This is a genomic window from Streptomyces sp. NPDC053750, assembly GCF_044544295.1.
Classification (GTDB): domain Bacteria; phylum Actinomycetota; class Actinomycetes; order Streptomycetales; family Streptomycetaceae; genus Streptomyces.
In genome coordinates this window covers 307,959-325,307 of sequence record NZ_JBITXB010000003.1, presented here as the reverse complement: position 1 = coordinate 325,307, position 17,349 = coordinate 307,959, and the positions used below count along the sequence as shown (strand labels likewise).

At 73.6% G+C, this 17,349-nt stretch carries 16 protein-coding genes and 1 riboswitch; of the genes, 8 read left to right on the top strand and 8 right to left on the bottom strand.

The window, feature by feature from the left end; translation table 11 throughout:
- Positions 1-3: 3 nt before the first annotated feature.
- The 6 genes from ACIGO6_RS10870 to ACIGO6_RS10845 all read right to left on the bottom strand — a co-directional run bounded on the left by ACIGO6_RS10870 (position 4) and on the right by ACIGO6_RS10845 (position 5,385).
- Positions 4-1,482 (bottom strand): 3' terminal RNA ribose 2'-O-methyltransferase Hen1, encoded by a 1,479-nt coding sequence (locus tag ACIGO6_RS10870; protein WP_399874266.1) that lies wholly within the window; start codon positions 1,480-1,482, stop codon positions 4-6.
- Positions 1,483-1,646: 164 nt separating this feature from the next.
- Positions 1,647-2,570: an LLM class F420-dependent oxidoreductase gene (locus ACIGO6_RS10865; RefSeq protein ID WP_399874263.1), complete on the bottom strand. Its 924-nt coding sequence runs from the start codon at positions 2,568-2,570 to the stop codon at positions 1,647-1,649.
- Between the two features lie 59 nt (positions 2,571-2,629).
- On the bottom strand, positions 2,630-3,100 hold the full coding sequence (locus ACIGO6_RS10860; protein ID WP_399874261.1) for a DUF6099 family protein: 471 nt from the start codon (positions 3,098-3,100) through the stop codon (positions 2,630-2,632).
- A 213-nt stretch (positions 3,101-3,313) separates the two neighbouring features.
- Positions 3,314-3,685, bottom strand: coding sequence for a nucleotide pyrophosphohydrolase (locus tag ACIGO6_RS10855; RefSeq protein WP_399874258.1), 372 nt, complete (start codon positions 3,683-3,685; stop codon positions 3,314-3,316).
- Positions 3,682-4,896, bottom strand: coding sequence for an AAA family ATPase (locus ACIGO6_RS10850; protein WP_399874255.1), 1,215 nt, complete (start codon positions 4,894-4,896; stop codon positions 3,682-3,684). Before ACIGO6_RS10850 ends, ACIGO6_RS10855 begins: the two co-directional genes overlap by 4 nt.
- Before the next feature lie 96 nt (positions 4,897-4,992).
- The gene (locus ACIGO6_RS10845; protein WP_399874253.1) at positions 4,993-5,385 is read right to left on the bottom strand and encodes a cell division protein SepF; all 393 of its coding nucleotides are present in this window, start codon (positions 5,383-5,385) and stop codon (positions 4,993-4,995) included.
- Positions 5,386-5,603: 218 nt separating this feature from the next.
- Between ACIGO6_RS10845 and ACIGO6_RS10840 the strand changes: the two genes are divergently transcribed.
- The gene (locus ACIGO6_RS10840) at positions 5,604-8,738 is read left to right on the top strand and encodes an FAD-binding and (Fe-S)-binding domain-containing protein (protein ID WP_399874250.1); all 3,135 of its coding nucleotides are present in this window, start codon (positions 5,604-5,606) and stop codon (positions 8,736-8,738) included.
- Positions 8,739-9,039: 301 nt separating this feature from the next.
- On the opposite strand, the gene ACIGO6_RS10835 is transcribed toward ACIGO6_RS10840, so the two are convergent.
- The gene (locus ACIGO6_RS10835; protein WP_399874247.1) at positions 9,040-9,507 is read right to left on the bottom strand and encodes a hypothetical protein; all 468 of its coding nucleotides are present in this window, start codon (positions 9,505-9,507) and stop codon (positions 9,040-9,042) included.
- A 295-nt stretch (positions 9,508-9,802) separates the two neighbouring features.
- Between ACIGO6_RS10835 and ACIGO6_RS10830 the strand changes: the two genes are divergently transcribed.
- The 6 genes from ACIGO6_RS10830 to ACIGO6_RS10805 all read left to right on the top strand — a co-directional run bounded on the left by ACIGO6_RS10830 (position 9,803) and on the right by ACIGO6_RS10805 (position 14,887).
- The gene (locus ACIGO6_RS10830; RefSeq protein WP_399874245.1) at positions 9,803-11,344 is read left to right on the top strand and encodes a chloride channel protein; all 1,542 of its coding nucleotides are present in this window, start codon (positions 9,803-9,805) and stop codon (positions 11,342-11,344) included.
- A gap of 101 nt (positions 11,345-11,445) precedes the next feature.
- Positions 11,446-11,916, top strand: a complete 471-nt coding sequence (locus tag ACIGO6_RS10825; protein WP_399874887.1) for a potassium channel family protein — start codon at positions 11,446-11,448, stop codon at positions 11,914-11,916.
- 92 nt (positions 11,917-12,008) lie between these two features.
- A riboswitch (cobalamin riboswitch) is annotated at positions 12,009-12,196 on the top strand.
- A gap of 29 nt (positions 12,197-12,225) precedes the next feature.
- A complete protein-coding gene (locus ACIGO6_RS10820; RefSeq protein ID WP_399874242.1) occupies positions 12,226-12,939 on the top strand; it encodes an energy-coupling factor ABC transporter permease in 714 nt (237 codons plus the stop codon).
- Complete coding sequence (locus ACIGO6_RS10815) at positions 12,936-13,274, top strand: energy-coupling factor ABC transporter substrate-binding protein (RefSeq protein WP_399874240.1); 339 nt, start codon at positions 12,936-12,938, stop codon at positions 13,272-13,274. The genes ACIGO6_RS10820 and ACIGO6_RS10815 overlap by 4 nt, the downstream gene beginning before the upstream one ends.
- Positions 13,275-14,024 (top strand): cobalt ECF transporter T component CbiQ, encoded by a 750-nt coding sequence (cbiQ, locus tag ACIGO6_RS10810; protein ID WP_399874237.1) that lies wholly within the window; start codon positions 13,275-13,277, stop codon positions 14,022-14,024.
- A complete protein-coding gene (locus ACIGO6_RS10805; RefSeq protein ID WP_399874236.1) occupies positions 14,021-14,887 on the top strand; it encodes an ATP-binding cassette domain-containing protein in 867 nt (288 codons plus the stop codon). Before cbiQ ends, ACIGO6_RS10805 begins: the two co-directional genes overlap by 4 nt.
- 31 nt (positions 14,888-14,918) lie before the next feature.
- Here the strand turns inward: ACIGO6_RS10805 and ACIGO6_RS10800 are convergent, their stop codons facing one another.
- A complete protein-coding gene (locus tag ACIGO6_RS10800) occupies positions 14,919-16,538 on the bottom strand; it encodes an MFS transporter (RefSeq protein WP_399874234.1) in 1,620 nt (539 codons plus the stop codon).
- Positions 16,539-16,720: 182 nt separating this feature from the next.
- Between ACIGO6_RS10800 and ACIGO6_RS10795 the strand changes: the two genes are divergently transcribed.
- Complete coding sequence (locus ACIGO6_RS10795; RefSeq protein WP_399874232.1) at positions 16,721-17,320, top strand: TetR/AcrR family transcriptional regulator; 600 nt, start codon at positions 16,721-16,723, stop codon at positions 17,318-17,320.
- The last annotated feature ends 29 nt before the right edge of the window (positions 17,321-17,349 follow it).

Below are 17,349 nucleotides of genomic sequence, written 5' to 3'. Positions count from 1 at the left end.
TGGTCATGCGGCCTTCGCCTCCTTCTCGGTCGCGGTCGTGGTGGTGGTCAGGGTGAACAGGGCCAGCTGGGTGGGCGGACCCACCTCGGGGTCGTCGGGGCCGACGGGGCGGAACTCGACGTCGTACCCGTGGCGTTCGGCGACCGCGCCCGCCCAGGTGCGGAACTCCTCGCGGGTCCACTCGAAGCGGTGGTCGCGGTGGCGGACGTGGCCGGCCGGGAGGGTCTCCCAGCGCACGTTGTACTCCACATTGGGCGTGGTCACGACGACGGTGCGGGGGCGGGCCGAGCCGAAGACGGCGTACTCCAGGGCGGGCAGCCTCGGCAGGTCGACGTGCTCGATCACCTCGCTGAGCACGGCGGCGTCGTAGCCCTTCAGGCGCCTGTCGGTGTAGGCGAGGGAGCCCTGGAAGAGGTTCACGCGCGCGGCCTGCCGCTCGCCCATGCGGTCGAGCTTCAGTCGTCGGGAGGCGATGGTGAGCGCGCGCACCGACACGTCCACGCCGACGATCTCGGTGAAGCGCGGCTCCCTGAGCAGCTCCCGCACCAGGTGGCCCTCGCCGCAGCCGAGGTCGAGGACGCGGGCGGCGGAGTTGTCCCGGAGCGCGGTGAGGATCGCCTCGCGGCGGTGCACGGCGAGCGGGGTGGGCTTCTCCTCCTGCTCGGCCTCCGCCTCGACGGCGTTGTCGATCTCCTCGACGTCGCTGTCGTCGGTCTCGGCGAGCCGGATCAGCTCCAGCCGGTCCATCGCCTCGCGGGTCAGGGACCAGCGGCGGGACAGGTAGCGGCTGGTGATCAGCTTCTGCTCGGGGTGGCCGGGCAGCCAGCCCTCGCCGGCCCGCAGCAGCTTGTCGACCTCGTCCGGGGCGACCCAGTAGTGCTTGGCGTCGTCGAGCACCGGGAGGAGGACGTACAGGTGGCGCAGGGCCTCGGCGAGGGTGAGGGTCGTGGACTCCAGGACGAGACGGACGTAGCGCGAGTCGCCCCACTCGGGGAACGCGGTGTCCAGCGGGACCGCCTCGACGGTGACCGCCCAGCCGAGCGGCTCGAAGAGGCGGCGTACCAGGTCGGGGCCGCCGCGGGCGGGCAGCGCCGGGACCTCGACGCGCAGCGGCAGCGGCTGGGTCGCCCGCTCCGGGCGGGCCTTGCACACGCCCCGCATCGCGCTGGAGAAGACGTTGCTCAGCGCCACGGCGAGGAGCGACGAGGCGGCGTAGGGACGGTCGTTGACGTACTGCGCGAGTGCCGCGTCGGGGGCGCCGCCGCGGCCCTTGCCCTTGCCGCGCCGGACCAGTGCCACCGCGTCGACCTCCAGCAGCAGCGCCGCCGTGCAGCGCTGTTCCTCCGCCTCCGGGTAGAGCACGTGGGCCGTGCCGAAGGAGGTGGAGAACGCCTGCGCCCGGTCGGGATGCTTGTGCAGCAGGAAACCGAGGTCGGTCGCGGGGCGGTCGGGGGTACCGGTGGTGGTGATGGTCAGGAACATGCGGAGGGCCTCTCCGGCCGGTGGATGCTGTGGATGCTGGTGACGTGCCGTGCGCACGAGAGCCCCCAGGGTGGTGATCCTGGGGGCTCCGGCAGGACGACGGTCATACCATCGCACGGGGCGGGTGACCGGCGCCTTCGGTTATTCGAGGGCGGTCTCCGGTCTCAGGTCAGCTGCGTCTGGACCTGGGAGGAGATCAGCTCCAGGTGGTCCAGGTCGTCGAGGTCGAGGATCTGGAGGTAGATCCGCTGCGCGCCGGCGGCGGCGTAGCGGCCGATCTTGTCGACGACCTCCGCCGGGGACCCCGCCAGGCCGTTGGCCTTCAGCTCGTCGACCTCGCGGCCGATGACGGCCGCCCGGCGGGCGACCTCGGCGTCGTCCTTGCCGACGCAGGCGACCAGGGCGTTGGAGTAGGTGAGGGCGTCGGCCCCGCGGCCGGCCTCCTCGGCGGCGGCCCGCACCCGGCCGAACTGGCGCTCGGTGTCCTCGATCGAGGCGAACGGGATGTTGAACTCGTCGGCGTACTGGGCGGCCAGCCGCGGGGTGCGGACGGCGCCGTGGCCGCCGATGAGCACGGGGACCTTCGCCTGCGCGGGCTTGGGCAGCGCGGGCGACTCGGTGAGGTCGTAGAACGTGCCGTGGAAGTCGAAGGTCTTGCCGGTCTCGGTGGCCCACAGACCGGTGACGATCGCCAGCTGCTCCTCCAGGCGGGCGAACTTCTCCTTCGGGAAGGGAATGCCGTACGCCTTGTGCTCCTCCTCGAACCAGCCGGCGCCCAGGCCCAGCTCGACGCGGCCGCCGGACATCTGGTCGACCTGCGCGACCTGGATGGCGAGCACGCCGGGCAGCCGGAAGGTACCGGCGGTCATGAGGGTGCCGAGCCGGATGCGCTTGGTCTCACGGGCGAGACCGGCGAGGGTGATCCAGGCGTCGGTGGGGCCGGGGAGGCCGTCCACGGAGCCCATGCGGAGATAGTGGTCGCTGCGGAAGAAGGCGTCGAAGCCGAGGTCCTCGGTGGCCTTCGCGACGGTGAGCAAGGTGTCGTAGGTGGCCCCCTGCTGGGGCTCGGTGAAGATACGGAGATCCATGTCTCCATCCTGCCTGCTCGGCGCAGGTGTGCCGGACAGGCTCTCGCCGGACCGCGGGGCTAGCCCGCCTCCGGCACGGGTAACTCCGCGTCGCGGTCCGCCAGTTTGCGGAGCATCTCCAGGACCCGGTCGCGCGACTCGTCCGCCGCGTCGATGGCCTCCATGCACTGCCAGTACGTCGCCTCGTCGTCCGCGGCGCTGGCGACGCCGACGAGGGCGATGCCGGTCTCGCCGAGCAGGGTGCCGAGGCGCATCAGGGCCTGGCGGGCGTCGCCCAGTTCGGTGAGCTGGGCGGCGCGCAGTTCGCCCGGGGCCAGCTCCGGGGTGCGCAGCACTCCGCAGCCGCGGCCCGCCAGCTCGGTCAGGCCGATCGCCTCGCCGCGCAGTTCCGGTGGTCCGTGGACCGCCAGTCGGCTGCCGATCGCCTGCGCCAGGGCCTGTACCTGCCACACCTCGGTCAGGATGTCCGGCACCTCGCCCCCGGCGGCCAGGGCGCGCCCACTCGTCACGATGAGCCGCACAGCGTCCATGCGCTGCCCCCGTCTGTCCGACGCGCTCGCGGCGCGTCCGCCCGAACTCCGTTGTTCACTACCCAGAGTGAAGGCGTGTGGGACGAAAAGCCAGAGGAAGGCGGAAATCTTCGGACAACAAATTGATTTCCGACGCGTTTCCGACTGCGGAGAGTGATAACGGAGGTTGTGCCTCCTCCGTGCTCGGTCGTCCGGCCCTCAGTCCTCCGGCAGTCAGTCCTCCCGTTCGCCCTCGCGCTCGCCCGGTACGGGGAACCGGGCCTCGTTCCGCTCGATCTTCGCCGCCAGCGCCGCCAGCGGGTCGACGCCGAGCACCTCGCAGAACTGGAGCAGATACGCCAGTACGTCGGCGACCTCGTCCCGGACGCGGTGCGCGGTGTCCGGGTCGGTCATCACGCGGGCCGACTGCTCGGGCGTCAACCACTGGAAGATCTCGACGAGTTCGGCGGCCTCCACGCTGAGCGCGGCGGCGAGGTTCTTGGGGGTGTGGTAGGGCTGCCAGTTCCGCGCGGCGGCGAACTCGGCCAGCCTGCGCCGCAGCGCCGCCAGGTCCGGGGAGGGGTGGGGGTGTGGATGATCGCTCACGTGTCCAGGTGTACCACCGTGACGCCGTCCGCCCCGGCCGCCTCCGCCACCCACGAGGCGTCGGCGACCGCCGCGACGAGCCGGATGTGCCCGCGGTCGCACATGCGGGCCGCCAGCCGGAGCAGTTCCGCGCGCTGGTGCACGTCCAGGCCGCGGTCGAAGCCGTCGGCGAGCACGGTGAGCGTCTGCAACGCGGCGGGAACCTCGCCGGCCGGGTCGACCGCCAGCACCCCGGGACCGGTGAACAGCACCAGCGCGAGGGCGAGGTAGCGCAGCTCGCCGTAGCCGAGGCGCGCGAGGCCGGTACGGATGCCGTCGCCCCGGTCCAGCAGCGCGCGGACCATGCCGCCGACGACCGGTTCGGCCAGGACGTCCGTGACGGGGCCGGCGCATCCGGCCCGTACCGCGGTGACGAACTGCGCGTGCCGCCGGCCGCACTCGGCGCGGGTGCGCCACAGCACGTCGGCGAGGTTGTCGCAGCCACCGAGCAGGCGACCGGAGCCGGTGGGCACGGGCTCGCGCATCCGGCCCGGCCGCGGATCGCAGGCGAAGACGGAACGCAGGGCCACCACCATCTGCTCGGCCGCGGCGAGCACCCTGCGCTGACCGTCCGTCCTGCCCGCCACCCGCAGCGGCAGCAGCGGGGTGCCGAGCCGGTCGTCCGGCATCGGGGCACGCGTCACGGGCGCCGGTCCGCCGGTGTGCCAGGCCGCCTGCACGGCGCGGCGGCCGGGGTCGCGCAGCGCGGTCTGCAGCAGCACGACGCCGTCCGCCGTCAGCCGCTCCCCCACGACGCGCAGCTCGGGCTCCGCCTGTACGGCGACGTCCAGGTGCACGGGGCCCTCGGCCCCGTCGGCCGTGCAGCCGATGCGGAAGCCGCGGCGGCGCTGGGCGTCGGGCCGGGCCCGCTCGGGCACGCAGGCGACCGGGTCGGGGAAGACGGCGTCGAGTGCGGCGCCGCCCCCGAGCCGGGCGAGGGCGTCGTAGGCCCGCAACGCGGTGGTCTTGCCGCTGCCGCTGGGCCCGGCGAGCACGGTGAGCGGTCCGAGCCGCAGCACGGCGCGCCGGTGCCCGGCGAAGGCGGACAACCGCAGCTCCGTGACGCGGGGCCGGTCCGGTTGGGTCCGAGCGGGGGCGGCGGACACCGTGGACACTGTGGTGGACGCCGTAGACAGCGTGGTGGACACCGTTGACGCAGTTGACACGGCCATGAGCGGACCGTAGAAGTCCGCCTTCGCGGCGAACCGTTCCGTCCGGACGACGTTCCTACGATCGGGGGACACGGCCGTCAGGGCCGGGCCCGTCCGTCACACCCCGGGCACCCCCGCCGCGCCCTCCATCAGCCCGTTGACCTCGGTCCCGGCCGGGGTCAGCAGGAAGACGTTGCGGTCGACGCGGTGCATCCCGCTGGCCAGGCCGAAGACGACGCCCGTACTGAAGTCCAGGACCCGCTTGGCGACCTCGCCCTCGGCGCTGGTCAGGTCCAGGAGGACCGGAATGCCCGCCATCAGGGTCTCGGCGACCTCGCGGGCGTCCGCGAACACATTGACCCGCAGGACGACGAAACGGCGGCGTGCCTCCGTCTCCGCCTCCGGCATCGCCCGGTGCCCGACCGAGGACGGCCAGGCGTCACGCCCGCGCAACGGAACGACCTGGGCGAGCCCTTCCCACTGTTCATCGGTGACGTCGTGGCTGTTCACCGGCTCCCCCCGATCTCACTCGCCTTCATTGCCTGCACCAGCCAATTCTTACGCCAAGTCACCCGTTCGGCCCAACACCGACACGATCGGCGACGCTCCGTGTCCGGTGGTTGCCGCGGAGAGCACCGGGTACTCAGCGACGGCCGCGTCGGACGCACGAGTGCCGTTGGTCGGACGCACGAGTGCCGTTGCCGCGTCGACAGCCGAAGGAGAGCCCCATGGGTGCGCTGGATCTGCCCGAGCCCGTCGTCCGCGTAGGCGCGCCGGCGCCCATGGATCTGCGGGGGCTGGAGGCAGCGCTGTGCGAGCGGGTCGACGGGGAGGTCCGGTTCGACGCCGGGAGCCGGGCGGCGTACTCCACGGACGCCTCGAACTTCCGGCAGACGCCCCTCGGCGTGGTCGTCCCGCGCACCCCCGAGGCCGGCGTCGAGGCGGTGGCCGTGGCGCGGGAGTTCGGCGCGCCGGTGCTGTCGCGGGGCGGCGGCACCAGCCTGGCCGGGCAGTGCACGAACGCCGGTGTGGTCCTCGACTGGTCGAAGTACTGCACGCGCGTCGAGTCCGTGGACGCCGATGCCCGCACCTGTGTCGTGCAGCCCGGGATCGTGCTGGACGAACTGAACCGGCAGCTGGCGCCGTACGGCCTGCGCTTCGGCCCGGAGCCCGCGACCCACGCCAACTGCACCCTCGGCGGCATGATCGGCAACAACTCCTGCGGCGCCACCGCGCAGGCGCACGGCAAGGTCGTCGACAACATCGCCCGTCTGGAGGTGCTGCTCTACGACGGCACCCGCTTCTGGTGCGGGGAGACCGACGACGAGGAGTACGCGGAGATCGAGCGGCAGGGGGATCTGCGGGCGACCGTCTACCGGCGGCTGCGCGCCCTGCGCGACACCTACGGGGACGAGATCCGCCGCCGCTTCCCGGACGTTCCCCGCAGGGTCTCCGGCTACAACCTGGACTCGCTGCTGCCGGAGTACGGCTTCGACGTCGCCGGGCTGCTGGTGGGCAGCGAGTCGACGCTGGTCACGGTGGTGCGGGCGGAGCTGGAACTGGTGCCGGTGGTGAAGGAAAGGACCCTGGTGGTGCTGGGGTTCGACACCATCGACAAGGCCGCCGACGCGGTGCCCGACGTCCTGCCGCACGAGCCGATCGCGCTGGAGGGCGTCGACGCACGGCTGGTCCGCGACGAGCGGATCAAGCGTCTCAACGAGAAGGCGCTGGCAGAGATGCCGGACGGAAACGCCTACCTGATGGTGCAGTTCGGCGGCGACACCGTGGAGGAGGCGGACGCGCGGGCGCACCGGATGCTGGCGGCGGTGCACCGCTGCGAGCACGACGCCGACTGCGCGTTCCTGGACGACCCGGCGCACGAGCAGGACCTGTGGCAGGTCCGTGAGGCCGGACTCGGCGCCACCGCGCACATCCCGGGCAAGTCCGACACCTTCGAGGGCTGGGAGGACTCCGCGGTCGCGCCGGAGAAGCTCGGTGACTACCTGCGGCGCCTGCGGGCGCTGTTCGAGGAGTTCGGCTATCTGAGCGACACCGGGCCCAGTCTGTACGGGCACTTCGGGCAGGGCTGCGTGCACACCCGGATCCCGTTCGACCTGTACACCGCGGACGGGGTGGCGGCGTACCGGCGGTTCATGGAGCGGGCGGCGGACCTGGTCGTGGAGTTCGGCGGGTCGCTGTCCGGGGAGCACGGGGACGGGCAGAGCCGGGGTGAGCTGCTGCCGCGGATGTTCGGGGACGACCTCGTCGAGGCGTTCGGGCGGCTGAAGGCCGTCTTCGACCCGCTGGACCGGATGAACCCGGGGAAGGTGGTCGCGCCGTACGGGCTGGACGAGAATCTGCGTCTGGGCGGTGACTGGGCCCCGAACGAGCCCCGCGACCTGCACTTCCGCTTCCCGCACGACGGCGGGTCGTTCTCCCGGGCGGCCAACCGGTGCGTCGGCGTCGGCAAGTGCCGGCAGCACACCAGTGACGGCACGGTGATGTGTCCGTCGTACCAGGTGACGCGTGAGGAGGAGCACTCCACCCGGGGCCGGGCGCGGCTGCTGTTCGAGATGCTCGACGGGCACGGGGACGGCGCGATCCGGGACGGCTGGCGGTCGGAGGCGGTCAAGGACGCGCTCGATCTGTGCCTGGCCTGCAAGGGGTGCAAGAAGGACTGTCCGGCGGACGTGGACATGGCCACGTACAAGGCGGAGTTCCTGTCCCACCACTACGCGGGGCGGCCGTGGCGCAGGCCGCGCTCCGACTGGTCGATGGGCTGGCTGCCTGCGCTCGCGCAGGTCGTGGGGCGCACCCGGCTCGCGCCGGTCGTCAACGCGCTCACGCACGCGCCGCTGTTGTCGAGGGCCGCGGTGGCCGTCGCCGGGGTGGCGGACCGGGAGGTGCCGCTGTTCGCGGAGCGGACGTTCGAGCAGTGGTTCGCGCGCCGTGAGCCGCAGGGGGGTGGGGAGCGCGGAACGGTGCTGCTGTGGCCGGACACCTTCACCAACCATTTCCACCCGCACATCGGGCGGGCGGCGGTACGGGTGCTGGAGGACGCCGGCTGGCGGGTGGAGCTGCCGGCCCAGGCGCTGTGCTGCGGGCTGACCTGGATCTCCACCGGGCAGTTGGGCATGGCGGAGCGGATCCTCACGCGGACCGTGCGCGCGCTGGCGGCGCATGTGCGGGCGGGTGGTCTGGTGGTGGCCCTGGAGCCGAGCTGTGCGGCGGTGTTCCGGGCGGACGCGGCGGAGCTGTTCCCCGGCGACCAGGACGTGCTGCGGCTGCGCGAGCAGACGGTGACGCTGTCCGAACTGCTCACCGCGCACTCACCCGGCTACGAGCCGCCCCGGGTGCCCGACCGCTCCGCGCGGGCGCTGGCCCAGGTGCACTGCCACCAGCACGCGGTGCTCGGCTGGGACGCCGACCGCGAACTGCTGCGCCGGGCCGGGGTGGACGCCGAGCGGCTGGACTCCGGCTGCTGCGGGCTGGCCGGCAACTTCGGCTTCGAGCGCGGACATCTGGACGTCAGCGAGGCGTGCGCCGAGCGGGTGCTGCTGCCGCGGCTGCGGGCGGAGGACGAGGCGACCGTCGTCCTCGCCGACGGGTTCAGCTGTCGGACGCAGATCCACGAGTTCGACAGTGGCGGCCACGAGGGCGTGCACCTCGCGGAGTTGCTGGCCTCGGCGCTGCCCGGCGCCGCGGGCGACACCGACGTCCCGGGCAGCGCCTACGCCACCGCACCGGGCGCCCGCCCGAAGCCCCCGGGCCGCCGGGCCAAGGCCCTCGCCCTCACGGGCACGGGGCTGGCCGCCGTGGGCACGGCGACGGCACTGGCACGGGAGCTGCGGCGGCGGCGCTGAGTCGAGGGACGGGGCGGAGGACCTCGCCGCTGAGTGAGGGGCGGGGCGGAGGGCCTCGCCCTCAGCAGGCACGGGCAGGCCGCCGTCGGCGCGACGGCGGCACTGGCACGCTGCTACGGCCCCGCCGCGGGGCGAAGCGAAGGGCCTCGCCACCCACATGCACGGGCCGGCCACCGTCGACGCGGCGACGGTGGCGACGGCGCGGGGCTGCGGCGGCGTTGAGTGAGGGGCGGGGCGAAGCGAAGGCCCTCGCCCGGCGGCGGGCACCGGCCGTCGGCCCTCGTTGTGGGGCGGTCGGTGGTCAGGTGCGCTGGTCCGCCTGGCCCTGGCGGCTGGCCAGGGCCCAGATCACGAAGACGTCGATGGCCATCATGATCACGGACCAGACGGGCGAGTACGGCAGGAACAGGAACTGGGCGACGAGGCTCAGCGAGGCCAGGAAGATGCCCGCGAAGCGCGCCCAGGCCATGTCCTTGAGCAGGCCGTAGCCGGTGACGAGCACCAGGGCCCCCAGGATGACGTGGAGGACGCCCCAGCCGGTCAGGCTGAACTCGTAGACGTAGCTGCCGAGACGGGCGTACACGTCGTCCTCGGCGATGGCCGCGATGCCCTGGAGGACGGCGAGGGCGCCGTTGAGCAGCATCAGTACGCCCGCGAAGACGACACCGCCGGTCACCCAGCCGCCGGTACGGTCCGCCGACCGCGGGGGCCATGGTCCTTCGGCTCCGTGGGACGGGCGGCCGGGAGAAGATGCGGCGTGCTGGCTCATGAGCGGAGTCCTTTCAGCGTGTCCCCCGTGCGGGCCTGCGCCCAGCGGCGCCCCCGGGGCACCGACAGGTCACTCCGAGCCTGCGGGCCGCGGCGCCGCCCGGCCACGCGGGTCTGCCGAAAGGGTGAACGGGGGTCGGTGGCCCCTCCCGTGCCCTGCCCGGGACGGCGTCGTGCGCATGCGGCCCCTTCCTTGCTCGCGTTTACTGAGGCACACATGCGAACGGACACGAGCGAACGGGCACGACGGACCGCCGGACCGGGCGCCGAGGGGTGAGGCGGACGAAGGAGAACCCGTGACGACGCAGCCCGCGCCGGCGAACGCGGGGCCGGCCCGGGCCGAGCAGTCCCTGCGGCGCACCCTGCTCAGCCCCGGCTACCTGCGGCTGTTGCTGCTGTGCGTGCTGCTCGGCGTGCCCATCGCGCTGGCCTGCTTCTTCTTCGTCGGCCTTCAGCACGAGCTCGAGCACTGGCTGTGGACGTCACTGCCCGAGGCGGCCGGATACGACGCGCCGCCCTGGTGGTGGCCGCTGCCCGCGCTGGTGCTGGCCGGGCTGATCCTGGCACCGATCGTCACCCGGATGCCGGGCGCCGGGGGCCATCTGCCGGTGAACGGGCTGGGCGGCGCGCCCGTCGGCCCCCGTGCGCTGCCCGGCGCCGTCCTCGCCGCGCTGGCCACGCTGCCGCTCGGCGTGGTGCTGGGCCCCGAGGCCCCGCTGATGGCCGTCGGCAGCGGACTCGCCCTGCTGGCGGTGCGGCGGGCGGGCGCGGCCCGTGACCCGAGGGCGAGTGCGATCCTCGCGACCGCCGGCTCCACCGCCGCCATCTCCACCATCCTCGGCGGCCCGGTGGCGGCGGCGGTGCTGCTCATCGAGGGGGCGGGGCTCGCGGGGACGCAGCTGGTCGCGCTGCTGCTGCCCTGTCTGCTGGCCACCGCGACGGGCGCACTGGTCTTCACCGGCTTCGGGCAGTGGACCGGCCTGAAGATCGGCGCGCTCGCCCTGCACGACCTGCCGCCGGCCGTCAATCCGGACGCGGGCGACTTCCTGTGGGGCGTCCCCACGGCGGCGCTGATCGCGGTGCTGGTGGCGCTGGCCCGCGAGCTGGGCCACCGGACCGTCTCCTGGACGCGGCACCGCACGGCCGTCCGCACCGTCGCCTGTGCCACCGCGGTCGGCGTCTGCCTCGCCGCGTACGCGCTGATCACCGGCCGCTCCCCGGCCGAGGCCGCGCTGTCCGGCCAGGCCACCCTCGCCGAGCTCGCCGCGCATCCGCATGCCTGGTCCGTGGGCGCGCTGGTCGCGCTGGTCGCGTGCAAGGGGCTGGCCTGGGGCATCGCGCTGGGCAGTCTGCGCGGCGGCCCGATCTTCCCCGCCGTACTGCTGGGCGCGGCGACGGCCATGGCCTGCTCCGGCCTGCCCGGCTTCGGCCCGACCCCGGCCCTCGCCCTCGGCATCTCCGCCGCCGCGGCCGCGGTGACGGGCCTGCCGCTGGCCAGCTCGGTCCTGGCGGTGCTGTTGATGGGCGGTGACGCGTACGACCAGATGCCGCTGATCGTCATCGCGTCGGTCGTCGCCTTGATCGTCTCGCAGTTGGTACGGCGTGGGGAGCCGGGGCGGGGACCCGGACCGGGGCCCGGCTCAGGACCGGGGCCGGGGCCCGAACCGGGGCCGGGGCCGGGGCCCGAACCGGGGCCGGGGCCGGGGCCCGAACCGGGACCGGGGCCGAGGCCCGAACCGGGACCGGGGCCGAGGCCGGGGCCGGGCCAGAAACCGGAGCCGGGACCGAAACCCGGGCCGGCGGCGGCCGGAGGGCCGGCGGCGGAGACGGCACCGTGACGGAGCGTCGGGCCGCCCCCGGCCGAAAGGGCCGCACCCCACCGCGTGCCACCTGGCGCGCGGCCCGGCCCTGGCTCTGGCGGGCCGGTGCCGCCGTGGCCATGGTCGTGGCCTACTTCCTGCTCCCCCTCGACCACCTGGGCCCCGAGCGCCCCGTGCTGAGCTGGCTGCTGTTCACCGTGCTGCTGATCCTCGTGGCCGTGCTGCTGGTCCGCGAGGTCCGTGACGTCCTCGTCGAGCGGCCGGGCACCCGGCCCGGTCTGTTCATCGCGCTGCTGATCGTTCTGTGCATGCACGTCTTCGCCGCCGCCTACTACACCCTCGCCAAGCAGCCGGGCCAGTTCACCGGCCTGGGCACTCGCGTCGACGCTCTGTACTTCACCGTGGTCACGCTCGCCACCGTCGGCTACGGCGACATCACCCCGCGGGGAGAGGCGGCACGGGTCGTCACCATCCTGCAGATCCTCTACACCTTCGTGTTCCTCACCGCCGCGGCGACCGCGCTGAGCCGGCGGGTGCGCGACATGGTGGTCCGGCGGACGGAACGGGACCCACCTGAACAACGTGACTGACGGCTCTTTGCGCAGCCCCGAGGCCTGCGAGCCGGGCGGGCACGGAGTCCGGCCGGCGCGGAGGCCCGCTTGTCACCACCCCCGTGGGAGCACTACTGTCGCCACGCCTTGGTGAACGGGAAATCCGGTGTGATGCCGGTGCGGCCCTCGCCACTGTGAATCGGGAAGTCCGGCTCCGGCCCTCGCGGGCAGCCACTGGATCGCTTGCGATCCGGGAAGGCGGAGCACGGGCGTGTGGTACCCGTCAGCCAGGAGACCGGCCAAGGCGCGTCGTCCATCCACGAGGTGCTGGAGAGGGTCTGCTGAGCCATGCACATAGCCGAGGGCTTTCTGCCACCGGCGCACGCGATCGCCTGGGGTGTCGCGTCCGCGCCGTTCGTCGTCCACGGAGTACGGTCACTCACCCGTGAGGTCAGGGAGCACCCGGAGAGCACGTTGCTCCTCGGCGCCTCCGGGGCCTTCACGTTCGTGCTGTCGGCCCTGAAACTGCCGTCCGTCACCGGAAGTTGTTCGCACCCCACCGGCACCGGTCTGGGCGCCATCCTGTTCCGGCCGCCGGTCATGGCGGTGCTGGGCACCATCACCCTGCTCTTCCAGGCGCTGCTGCTCGCGCACGGCGGGCTCACCACGCTCGGTGCCAACGTCTTCTCGATGGCGATCGTCGGCCCCTGGGCCGGATACGCGGTCTACAGACTGCTGCGCCGCTACGACGTGCCGCTGATGGTCACGGTGTTCTGCGGGGCGTTCGTCGCCGACCTGTCCACCTACTGCGTCACCAGCGTGCAGCTGGCGCTGGCCTTCCCGGACCCGGGCAGCGGGTTCCTGGGCGCGCTCGGCAAGTTCGGGTCCATCTTCGCCGTCACACAGATCCCGCTCGCGGTGAGCGAGGGCCTGCTCACGGTGGTCGTGATGCGGCTGCTGGTGCAGTCCAGCAAGGGTGAACTGACCCGGCTGGGCGTGCTGTTGACGAAGACGGGGACCACGGGAGCCAAGGGGACCAAGGGACAGGCGGTGGCCCGATGAGTCGCAACGCGAAGATCAACGCCCTGCTGCTGCTCGCCGTGGCCGCGCTCGCGGTGCTGCCGCTGGTGCTGGGCCTCGGCGACCACAAGGAGGAGCCGTTCGCCGGTGCCGACGCCGAGGCGGAGACGGCGATCACCGAGATCGAGCCGGACTACGAGCCGTGGTTCTCCCCGCTGTACGAGCCGCCGTCCGGGGAGATCGAGTCGGCGCTGTTCGCCGTGCAGGCCGCGATCGGTGCGGGGGTGCTGGCGTACTACTTCGGGCTGCGCCGGGGCCGGCGACAGGGCGAGGCGCGGGCAGTGGAGGCGCTGCGGGACGCCCCCGCGGGGGACTGAGTGCTGCCGATCGACGCGGCGGCGCACAGCAGTCGGTGGCGCCGCCGCCATCCCGTGGACAAGGCCGTGCTCGGTCTCGGCCTGACCGTGCTGGCGATCTCCCTGCCGGCCTGGCCGGGCGCGGCGCTGGTGCTGGTCACCGCGCTCGCCGTACTGCTCGGTCCGGCGGGTGTGCCGGGACGCCGGCTGTGGCGGGCGTACCGGGTGCCGCTGGGCTTCTGCGTGACCGGGGCGCTGCCGCTGCTGGTGCAGGTCGGGGGTCCGGACGGGTTCCTGACGGCGGCGGACGGCGGCCCGGTGCGCGCCGGTGAGCTGCTGCTGCGCACCTCGGCGGCCTCCCTCGGGGTGCTGCTGTTCGCGTTCACCACGCCGATGTCCGACCTGCTGCCCCGTCTGGTGCGGGCCGGGGTGCCGGCGCCGGTGGTCGACGTGGCGCTGGTGACGTACCGCATGAGTTTCCTGCTGCTGGACTCGATGCGGCGGATCCGTGAGGCGCAGGCCGCGCGGCTGGGCCACACCACGCGGGCCGCAGCGTGGCGTTCGCTCGGCGGGCTGGGCGCCACGGCGTTCGTGCGGGCCTTCGACCGGGCGACGCGGCTCCAGTCGGGGCTCGCGGGGCGCGGCTACGACGGCACCCTGCGCGTCCTGGTCCCCGAGGCCCGCGTCTCCGTGCCCTTCACGGCGGCGAGCGTCGCGCTGCTGGCGGCGCTGGCCGCCCTCACTTTCGTACTGGAAAGGCCACTGTCGTGAGCGAGACGATCGAGACGACGGCGACGACCGCGTCGGTGCTGGTTGCCCTGCGCGGCGTGTCCTTCGGGTACGAGGAGGGCCCGGAGGTGCTCACCGGCCTGGACTTCGCGGTGCGCGAGGGGCGCGCGCTCGCGCTGCTGGGCCCCAACGGCAGTGGCAAGACCACGCTGATGCGGCTGCTCAGCGGCGGACTGCGGCCGCACGCCGGGACGTTGACGGTCGACGGGGCGCCGGTGACGTACGACCGCAAGGGACTGACCCGGCTGCGGACCACGGTGCAGCTGGTGGTGCAGGACCCGGACGACCAGCTCTTCGCCGCGTCCGTCGGCCAGGACGTGTCCTTCGGGCCGCTGAACCTCGGCCTGTCCGACGGGGAGGTCCGCTCCCGGGTCGACGAGGCGCTCGTCGCGCTGGACATCGCCGCGCTGGCCGACCGGCCCACGCATCTGCTGTCGTACGGGCAGCGCAAGCGGACCGCGATCGCCGGTGCCGTCGCGATGCGGCCGAGGGTGCTGATCCTCGACGAGCCGACCGCCGGGCTCGACCCGGACGGGCAGGAGCGGCTGCTCACCACCCTGGACCGGCTGCGCGCGGGCGGCACCACCGTGGTGATGGCCACCCACGACGTCGACCTCGCCCTGCGCTGGTCCGACGACGCGGCCCTGCTCACCCCGGCCGGTGTGCACACCGGCCCGACGGCCGCGACGCTGGCCCGCACGGAGCTGCTGCGGCAGGCCGGGCTGCGCCTGCCGTGGGGCGTGGCGGCGGCCGGACTGCTGCGCGCACGGGGGCTGTTGGCGGACTCGGCGGCGGGACCGCGGACGCCGGAGGAACTGGCAGCCCTGACCGCCCTGACCGACTGACGGCCAGGGCGGCAGGGGCGGCCGGGGTGCCTCAGCGTGCGGAGTCGCTGTACTCCGCCTCCCGGGCGTCGGCCGCCCCCTTCTCCTCCGGCTGCTGCCGGGCGCCGGCGCGGCGGCCGGGCAGGACGGCGAGGACGATCAGGGTGCCGGCGGCCATGATGATCCCGCCGACGAGGCTGGTCGTGGCGACGCCGTGGGCGAAGGACTGGTTCACGGCGTCGGCGAGGGCCTGCGCCTGCTGCGGTCCTGCGGACGGGTTCGTCGCGAGCCGCTCGGCGACGGCCAGTCCGCCGCCGACCGAGTCCTGGGCGGCGTCCAGCGCGGCGGCCGGGAGCCGGTCTCCCACCAGGCCGGCCAGTTCGTCGCGGTAGGCGGTGCCGAGCAGGGAGCCCAGGACGGCGATGCCGAGTGAGCCGCCGAGCTCCAGCGCGGTGTCGTTGGCGCCGCCGCCGACGCCCAGTTCGCTCTCCGGGAAGGAGCCCATGATGGTGTCGGTGGCCGGGGAGACGCTGAGGCCGATGGCGAGGCCGAGCAGCAGCATCGGGGCCAGGAAGTCGGCGTACGTCGAGCTCTTATCGATGAGGACCAGCAGGAAGACACCGGCGGTGCCGATCACCATGCCGGACCCGACCATGGCCTTGACGCCCAGCTTCGGGGTCAGCTTCCCCGTCACCGCGGCGCCGACGAACACGGCACCGGCCAGCGGCAGCAGCCGTACGCCGGTCTCCAGCGCGCCGTAGCCGAGCACGAACTGCAGGAACTGCGTGGCGTAGTAGATGGCGCCGTAGGTGCCGAAGAAGAAGAACAGCACCGCCAGCATCGAGCCGCTGAAGGGCCGCAGCAGGAAGCGCCGCACGTCCAGCATGGGCTGCGGGTGGCGCAGTTCCCAGGCCACGAAGGCGATCAGGCCGACCCCGGCGACGACGGCTGCGGCGACCGGGCCGGCGCCCCAGCCGAAGTACGGGCCCTCGATGGTCGCGTAGACCAGGCTGCCGACGGAGACGATGGAGAGCAGGCCGCCCACATAGTCGATCCGGCCCATGCCCTCCGCCCGGGACGGCGGGACGAGGAACAGCGCGCCGACGACGGCGGCGACCGCGATGGGGACGTTGACCAGGAAGGTCGAGCCCCAGGCGTGGTCCTCCAGGAGCCATCCGGCGACCAGCGGGCCGACGGCGATGGCGAGACCGGAGGTGGCGGTCCAGACCGTGATGGCGCGGGCCCGTTCACCCTTCGGGAAGACCGCGACCAGCAGGGACAGGGTGGCGGGCATGACGACGGCGGCGCCGACGCCCATGATCGCCCGGGCCGTGACGACCAGCGCCGTCTCGTCGACCAGGCTGCCCATCACCGAACCACCCGCGAACACGACCAGACCGGCGATCAGCGCGCCGCGGCGGCTGTACTTGTCGCCGATCGAGCCCAGCACCAGCATCAGCGCCGCGTACGGGACGGTGTAGCCGTCGATGACCCACTGCAGGTCGCTGCTGCTCAGGCCCAGGTCGGCCGTCATGTCCGGGGCGGCCACGATCAGGGACGTGTTGGCCATGACGACGATCAGCAGGCTCAGGCAGAGCACGACGAGCGCCCACCAGCGCCGGGCGTAGGGCCCGGTCATCTTCTCGACGGGTGTGGTGGCTAGGAGGGGCATGAGGGCTCCCGGGGACGTGGCCGAGCGGGCCGGGCTGGATATTTAATTGCCCATGGATGTGCAGACAACCGCCAGGGTAGTTTGTTGCACACGGACGTGCAAATATGGTGGGTACCCCCTTCCGGACGAGATACGAACGGGGACGGACCGAGGTACGGACGAGGTACGGACGAGGTATCGACGTGACCACCACACGCGCCCGCATCCTGCGCGCGGCCGAGCGGGAACTGAGCCGCGATCCCGACGCCGGCCTCACGGAGATCGCCGCGGCGGCCGGCGTGGCACGGCGCACCCTCTACGGCCACTTCACCGGCCGGGAGGCGCTGGTCGAGGGGCTCGTCGAGGAGGCGGCGGAGGCGGTGCGGCGCGCGATGGCCGGCCCGGACGCACCGGCCCGGGACGACGCCCCCGCGACCGCCCTGGCCCGCTTCGTCCGCACCCTCTGGCCGGTCGGCGACCGCTACGGCACGCTCATCGCCCTCGCCCGCCGCCGGGGTCTCGGCCCCGACCGCGTGAACACGATCCTCGGCCCGGCCCGCGACACGGTCGCCGGCATCGTCGCCCGCGGCCAACGAGCGGGCACCTTCCACACCGGCCTTCCACCCGGCGCCCTCGGCGCGGCACTGGAGGCGCAGCTGCTGGCGCTGCTGGCCTGTGCGCGTGCCGGGACCTGGGACGACGACGGCACGGGCGCCGCCGTCGCCGCGCTGATCACCGCGGGCGTGGCGGGCGACGTGGCGAGGGAGACGGTGCGCGGCGCGGGACGGGCGCCAGGGGGCTAGGGGCTTAGCGGGCTAGTGGGCTACGCGGG